Source organism: Bacteroidia bacterium (assembly GCA_025056095.1).
GTDB lineage: Bacteria > Bacteroidota > Bacteroidia > JANWVE01 > JANWVE01 > JANWVE01.
In genome coordinates, this window is the sequence record JANWVW010000140.1 from 1 (window position 1) to 7,277 (window position 7,277).

The 7,277-nt window shown below is 38.3% G+C and carries 7 protein-coding genes; 5 read left to right on the forward strand and 2 right to left on the reverse strand.

The genetic code is table 11. The features are described 5' to 3' along the window. Positions 1 to 205: 205 nt before the first annotated feature. Complete coding sequence (locus NZ519_09980; protein MCS7029081.1) at positions 206 to 1,042, forward strand: alpha/beta hydrolase; 837 nt, start codon at positions 206 to 208, stop codon at positions 1,040 to 1,042. A gap of 45 nt (positions 1,043 to 1,087) precedes the next feature. Here the strand turns inward: NZ519_09980 and NZ519_09985 are convergent, their stop codons facing one another. Continuing rightward, complete coding sequence (locus NZ519_09985) at positions 1,088 to 1,570, reverse strand: hypothetical protein (GenBank protein ID MCS7029082.1); 483 nt, start codon at positions 1,568 to 1,570, stop codon at positions 1,088 to 1,090. A 123-nt stretch (positions 1,571 to 1,693) separates the two neighbouring features. Then, positions 1,694 to 2,113, reverse strand: coding sequence for a nucleoside-diphosphate kinase (locus tag NZ519_09990; protein ID MCS7029083.1), 420 nt, complete (start codon positions 2,111 to 2,113; stop codon positions 1,694 to 1,696). 70 nt (positions 2,114 to 2,183) lie between these two features. Between NZ519_09990 and NZ519_09995 the strand changes: the two genes are divergently transcribed. The 4 genes from NZ519_09995 (at position 2,184) to NZ519_10010 (ending at position 7,128) form a co-directional block, all read left to right on the forward strand. Further along, the gene (locus tag NZ519_09995; protein MCS7029084.1) at positions 2,184 to 3,758 is read left to right on the forward strand and encodes a S41 family peptidase; all 1,575 of its coding nucleotides are present in this window, start codon (positions 2,184 to 2,186) and stop codon (positions 3,756 to 3,758) included. Between the two features lie 406 nt (positions 3,759 to 4,164). After that, positions 4,165 to 5,652, forward strand: coding sequence for an NAD(P)/FAD-dependent oxidoreductase (locus NZ519_10000; GenBank protein ID MCS7029085.1), 1,488 nt, complete (start codon positions 4,165 to 4,167; stop codon positions 5,650 to 5,652). A gap of 69 nt (positions 5,653 to 5,721) precedes the next feature. Continuing rightward, entirely contained in the window at positions 5,722 to 5,964 is a 243-nt protein-coding gene (locus tag NZ519_10005) for an acyl carrier protein (protein ID MCS7029086.1), read from the forward strand. A 9-nt stretch (positions 5,965 to 5,973) separates the two neighbouring features. Further along, positions 5,974 to 7,128 carry a glycosyltransferase gene (locus tag NZ519_10010; protein MCS7029087.1) on the forward strand — a complete coding sequence of 385 codons (1,155 nt, stop codon included), beginning with the start codon at positions 5,974 to 5,976 and terminating at the stop codon, positions 7,126 to 7,128. The last annotated feature ends 149 nt before the right edge of the window (positions 7,129 to 7,277 follow it).

Sequence of the window (7,277 nt, forward strand, 5' to 3'; positions counted from 1 at the left end):
GCGTGAGCGTAGCCCGAAGCACGCCGACCTTGCCCACACAAGCGCAAGCGAAGTGTGGGCAAGGGCACGCCCAAAAAGTTAAGATTTAATTTTTAGGAAATCTTTTTAGGTGAAACAAAATAAGTCATTGAAGTACGAATGTATAAAAGTTTGAGTTGTTTTTTCTATACTTGCAAACTTACTTTCTGTTATGTGCCAAAATTATGTGCATATTCGCAAGAGAAGAACCGTCCAAAATCAAACTATTAGCTATTGGGACAACGAAAAGCCAAATAAAGAAACATTGCTGCTTTTGCATGGACTGGCAGCAGATAGCTCTTTTTGGCGATACAACATTCCTTTTTGGGATAGTCAGGGATTTAGGGTTGTTGCCGTAGACTTACATGGCGTAGATGAGAAAACAGCACCTCAAAAAAATAGCTTGTCTTATTTAGCAACAAAAATTTGTGCTTTTATGCAAAGTCTTAGTTTATCTAATTGTCATATCGTTGGGCATTCTATGGGAGCTCAAATCGCTATTTTGATAGCCTATCAATATCCTGATAAAGTAAAAAGTTTGCATTTGCTTGCCCCCGCAGGATTTGAATACTTTTCCCAAAAAGAGATTAACTACTTAGCCCCAAAGCTTACGCCTGAATTTGCACTTATCGCTTTTACTAACCGAATATTGAGCCTTACCTACCACTTTTATCAATGGAAATTTGAATGGGAATGGTTTCATGAATTGCATCAAGAATATTTTACACAAATTCCAACTTACGCAACCCAAATTGCTGACTTTATGCGAAATATGCTTTATGAACCTGTGTATGATATTTTGCCATTTATTTGTACTCCTACTCAAATATTCGCAGGTCAAAAAGATAACTTAATTCCAAATCCTTTTATTCACGACCAGTCTTTGACTGAAATTATGAAAACAGGAGCTGAAAAAATGCAAAAAGCTCAACTTACTCTCTTTCCCAAGATAGGGCATAGCATAATGATAGAAAACAGCGATTATATCAATAGGGCAATTGCTTATTTTGTCAAGTATTCGTGAGATTGCTTTTAGCTGTTTGAGTATGCGGTAAAAGTACTACTTGAACTATTTTAGTTTATTTATAGGTTTGACAATTACTTTATTTTCTTCAATAGACACAACTTGTATAGGCGTGTTCGGTTCTATGTACATTCCTGAGCTTTCAACGTGAATTTCTTTGCCATTGAATTCTGCTAAACCTGTGGGGCGCAGAGGAGATTTTGTTCTACCTTCACTTCCGACCTGTAAGTTTAGACTCAAAAGTTCTTGGTTAATAATTTTACCTTGCAACTGTTCCTTCTCAATAAATTTGTCTAACCACCCATATTTGTAGGCAGCACTAATACCGACAATAACAGTTACAATAGAACCTACTAACACGCCTAGACCTGCCCAGGCAGAGAATTCAGCAAAAGTAATTCCTATGCCCGCTAACATTAGAAGCGCACCAATAGTGCCAAAAAAAACTTTACCGGGCAAAACTAATATTTCTAGCATAATTAAGACAAGCCCTGATATCAACAGGGTAACAATAGTAAATATCTCCATAGCAATATACTAATACGCTACTAAATTAAATAAAGTTTCTTTTTTTTCAAAATGCCAACAGAGCAAGGTGTACTATTTTACCTTGCTTTTTGAATTTTCATTTTTACGGCGTTAAATGTTCTTCTAAATCTCTTCTATACTAGCAAAGAAAAATCGGCTTTCTATTAGGGCATTTTCATCTGAATCCGAACCGTGAATGGCATTTCTTTCTACATTTGTAGCATACTTTTTACGAATAGTTCCTTCTTCTGCTTGGGCAGGATTAGTTGCGCCGATGAGTTTGCGAAAGTCTGCTACCGCGTTTTCTTTTTCCAGTATCATCGGAATAATAGGTCCTGAGGACATGAAATTGACTAAATCTTTGTAGAAAGGTCGTTCTTTGTGTACTTCGTAGAATTTAGCTGCTTGCTCGGTAGAAAGGCGAACCAGCTTCATAGCCACAATTTTGAAGCCTGCTTGTAAAATCTCATCTATAATTTTACCTGCGTTCCCTGCACTTACGGCATCGGGCTTGATAATACTTAATGTTCTATTTGTAGCCATATATAGTAAATTTGCGTGCCAAATTACAAGTTTTTCTAAAAAGTTTGTACCTTTACCAATTGTTTCAAAGATGAAATCCAAAAGTGCGAAAATAGCCTTATTAGCTGCTATATTTGTTACGCTAGGGATGTTAGTGGGCTATAAAATGCAAAATCCTAAGCACACAAAGCATGTAAAGGGCATAAATAAGCTACAAGAAGTGTATAATTACATTCGGTATTACTATGTAGATCCCGTAGATGAAGAAGCAGTATTAGACAATGCAATTGTAGGTATGCTTAAGCCTTTGGATCCTTATTCTATCTACATTCCTGCCAAAGAAGTGCAAGCTAAACAAGAAGATCTACAAGGTAGCTTTGATGGCATAGGAGTAGAGTTCAACATTATTGAAGATACTGTTTTTGTAGTAGCGCCCATTGTTGGAGGACCAAGCGAAGAAGTAGGAATCAAACCAGGCGATAGAATAATAAAAGTAGATGACAAAAATTTTGCAGGTATTGGAATTAAGAATGAAATGGTATTCAAAGCATTGAGAGGACCCAGAGGCACAAAAGTTAAGGTTACCATTAAACGCAGGGGAGTAAAAGAACTGTTAGAATTTACCATTACTCGTGCTCGAATTCCCCTCAATAGTGTTGAGGTAAGCTATATGCTCAACGAACAAACAGGTTACATGCATATTACTCGTTTTTCGGCGGATACTCACCAAGAAATGGTCAATGCTATCAAAAAATTACAATCCCTCAATTGTCAAAATTTGATTATTGACTTACGCAGCAATCCAGGCGGATATTTAGGGCAAGCCGTGGATATGATAGACGAATTTATTGACGCTAATAAATTGATTGTTTATACCAAAGGTCGTGCAGATGGCAGAAAAGAATATAGGTCAACCGCAGGAGGATTGTTTGAGAATAAACCGATTGTTGTACTAGTAGATGAAGGTTCAGCTTCAGCTTCTGAAATATTCTCAGGTGCAGTACAGGATTTAGACAGAGGACTAATTGTAGGACGCAGAACTCACGGAAAAGGCTTAGTACAAAGTGAAAAAATGCTTTCTGATGGCTCTGCTATGCGATTGACCGTAGCCCGATATTACACTCCTTCCGGCAGATCTATCCAAACTCCTTACAAAGGCAGCGAACGCCTAAAAGAAAAAATTATTGACTTCTCTAAACCTGAAAAAATCCCTGATTCGCTTAAATACAGAACCTTGAAAGGTAGAATTGTGTACGGCGGTGGAGGAATCTTACCTGACTATTACGTAGAACCTGACACAGCCTGGTTTAGCTTGTATGCGCAGGAAATGTACCTTAGTGGAGTTTTTACCGATTTTTCAGTTCAATACACAGAAAAACACCCTGACCTAAAACTAAAATACCCCGATGTCAAAACTTATGATAAAAAATTTGAAGTAACCAAAGAAATGTTAGATGAAGTAGTGGCAATGGCGACTAAAATGAACGTTAAGTACAATCCCGAAGGATTTAAAAAAGCTCAAAACCGTTTCAAAGAAACACTCAAAGAGCTGATTGCATATAGATTGTTTGGCAGAGAGGGGCGTTCTTACGTAGCTGCGCAGCATGATGAAGTGATTCAAAAAGCACTAGAGGTGATGCCAAAAGCAAAACAAATGATAAACTAATTCAAGTGGTACAGTTTCATTTTTAAGTACATGAACATAGTTTAATTTTTTGTTTTGGGCGTGCCCCTCGCTAACGCCCGAATTGCGGCATTCCACACGCAGCCTGCAACCCGCCGACCTTGTCTGCATGATTGCAGCAAAACGCGGGTAAGATACGCCCAAAAATAAAATTCAATCTTTGTATAAATTATTCTCACTGCATACCTTCTCAAACCTTTACGGCGTTAATAAGGGACCATCGAAGTTGTGTAGATATTATTGAATAGAAATAAGCATTTGTCCGAAAGAAAAAGCCTTTTCTAATTTAAAGGATTAAAGGAGAAAATTGTCGGAATTAAACGTTTATGTGTGTTGGATAAATAAATTCGTTTTTGCAGTATAAAAGTTAAATACCTATCTTTGACCTATGGAAAAATACGATATTTGTGTGATAGGTGGAGGTCCTGCGGGCTATGCTGCGGCTATGCGAGGACTAGATTTTGGTAAAAAAGTTATTTTAATAGAAAAAAATGAGCTTGGCGGAGCAGGGCTGCACCACGGCGCTTTATCTTCTAAAACTTTTTGGGAACTTTCGGAAGATGTAATTAACGCTAAGCGCCAAGATAGAGGCTTTCATACTCAAGGTATGACTTTATCTTATCAAGAAATCGTACAGATTGTACAACAAGCCGTTCGGGAAAAACGAGAACAACTCATACAACAAGTAGAATTTTTACAAAAACATGCTTCACAGGGCAGCCTTCGGTTTGTGAAAGGCTTCGCTTCGTTTGTTACTCATAATACTATTCACATTCGTAAAGCAGAAGGGGGAGAAGAAATAATCTTTGCTGAAAATATAGTTATTGCCACAGGAAGTAAACCCCGCAAACTGCCTGATATTCCCATAGATGAAGAAGTGATTGTTACCAGTGATGCAATTGATACTTTTGACCATTTTCCCAAAAGCTTAGTAATTTTGGGAGCAGGAGTTATAGGATGCGAATTCGCTACAATTTTCTCTAACTTTGGTCAGACTAAAGTATTTCTAATAGACAGGGCACCACGCATTCTGCCCTTTGAAGATGAAGACATTGCCGCAGTAGTAGCAGCTAACTTAGAAGCAAATGGGGTTACAATCCACAGGGGTGCAAAACTCAAATCCATGCGCAGAGTAGAAAATGAAGTAGAGTACGTACTAACTTATGATGATGGCAGAGAAGAAGTCCACAGAGTAGAAAAAGCCCTTATTTCTGTGGGAAGAGTACCTAATTTTGAAGGTCTAGGAATAGAAAAAATAGGCATACGATTGAACGAAAAAGGTGCTATTGAAGATGATGATACTCGAACAAATATTCCTAACATTTATGCTGTGGGAGATACTACTGCTGATATTGCCCTTGTCAATGTAGCTGAAATTGAAGGTAGGCACGCCGTAGAGAAAATGTACAGCAACCCTAAACCTCTCATTTATGAAAATATATCCGCTATCATGTTTCTCAATCCCGAAGTTGCTTCCGTAGGCGTAAACGAACAAACCTTGCAGCAAAAGGGAATTCCTTACAGAGTAGCTCGCATGGATTACAGTTTGATAAATAGAGCTGTTGCAATGCGCAAACTACAAGGATTTTTCAAAGTTATCGTTACAGATGATGATGAAATGAAAATACTAGGCATGCGAGCTATGGGACAACACGCTTCTAGTAGCATACAAGCAGTTTCTCTACTTATTCATCTTGGCAAAAGCATAGCCGAACTTGCAGAACTTACTCACCCGCACCCTTCTATGACCGAAGGTATTCAAGAGTGTGCAAGAATGCTTTTAGGTAAATCTATCTATAAACCCAGTGCTTTTGCAGGTAAGCTGCGCTGCCATCGTGTAGTTAATAATACTTGCGAACTCTTATATGCCCACTAACTTAACTCAATACACAAATCAAGCTAAAATACCTTGCTCAATACATTGTTTTTAGCTTACTTTGCAAATATGACCGCAGAAGAAGTGTTGAAAGCCATACACCCTATTTTTCAGGAAGTTTTAGAAAATGAAAATATCGTACTCACACGTGAAACTACTGCCAATCAAGTGGAAGGTTGGGATTCTCTTTCTCATATTGACATCATTGTAGCCATAGAAAAGCACTTTGGCATTCGTTTCACTTCTGCAGAGATTGCCAGTTTCAAAAATGTGGGTGATTTAGTAGATTGTGTGGTTAAAAAGAAGTCTTGATACTTACTAATGAAGATTGTCATTATTGGACCTGCGCATCCTTTGCGTGGTGGTATAGCCGATTTTAATCATGCCTTAGCAAAAGAACTCCAGCAACAAAATCATGTAGTCAGTATTATATCTTTTAGCTTACAGTATCCAAGTATTTTGTTTCCAGGTAAAACACAATATACAAACAGTGCCCCTCCTAATAATCTGCAAATACATTCAAAAATTAACAGCATTTATCCCTTAAATTGGCTAAAAACAGCAAAGTGGATAGCCCAAGAAATAAAACCCGATCTAATTATTGCTCGCTTTTGGATACCTTTTCTCGCCCCTGCCTTAGGTACAATACTCAAAGCTGTACGCAAACGTACAAAGTGCCACGTAATAGGTTTATGTGATAATGTCATTCCTCATGAAAAGCGCCCTTTTGACCACCTTTTGATACGGTATTTTGTCCAACATTGCGATAGCTTTGTAGTAATGTCTAAACAAGTAATGAACGACCTACGCAAATTCACAGATAAACCTGCCATTTGCTTGCCCCATCCTATTTACAACATTTATCACCCCCGAATAGACCAACTTAAAGCACGCCAAGAGTTGAACATTCCCGCACACGAAAAAATTCTGCTTTTTTTTGGCTTTATTCGCAAGTATAAAGGTTTAGACTTGTTACTAGAAGCGCTGCCTAAGGTAAAACAGCAAGTAAAGTTAGTAATTGCAGGGGAGTTTTACGGCAATCAAAAGTATTACCTTGACAGAATAGACCAGCTGCGTTTGCATGACAAAATTTACCTACACGCAAATTTTATTCCCGAAAATAAAGTCCATGTATATTTTTCGGCTTGTGATGTTGTAGTGCAGCCTTATCTTTCTGCTACTCAAAGTGGTGTAAGCCAAGTAGCATATTTTTTTGGTAAGCCCATGATAGTTACAGATGTAGGCGGATTAAGTGAGATTGTTCTTGACCAAAAAACAGGTCTTGTTTGTCCTGTAATTTACACCAAAGCTGGCACAGTTGATATTGCACAAACTTCTTCTCTTTTAGCCAAATGCCTTGATGATTTTTTTGCGATGCCATATACGGCTATGGAAGAGTTCATTTTATCTGCTGATTTTCAGCAAAAATTTTCATGGACTAATTTTGCCCAAAGAATAGTAAGCATCACGGTTTAGCTAAAATTAAGAATGAGATAGATTATTTTTTTGGGCGTGCCCTTGCCCACACTTCGCTTGCGCTGGTGTGGGCAAGGTCGGCGTGCTACGGGCTACGCTAACGCTTCGGTGCTACGCTTCGCTCCGCACTGGGCTAACGCCCACCCTTC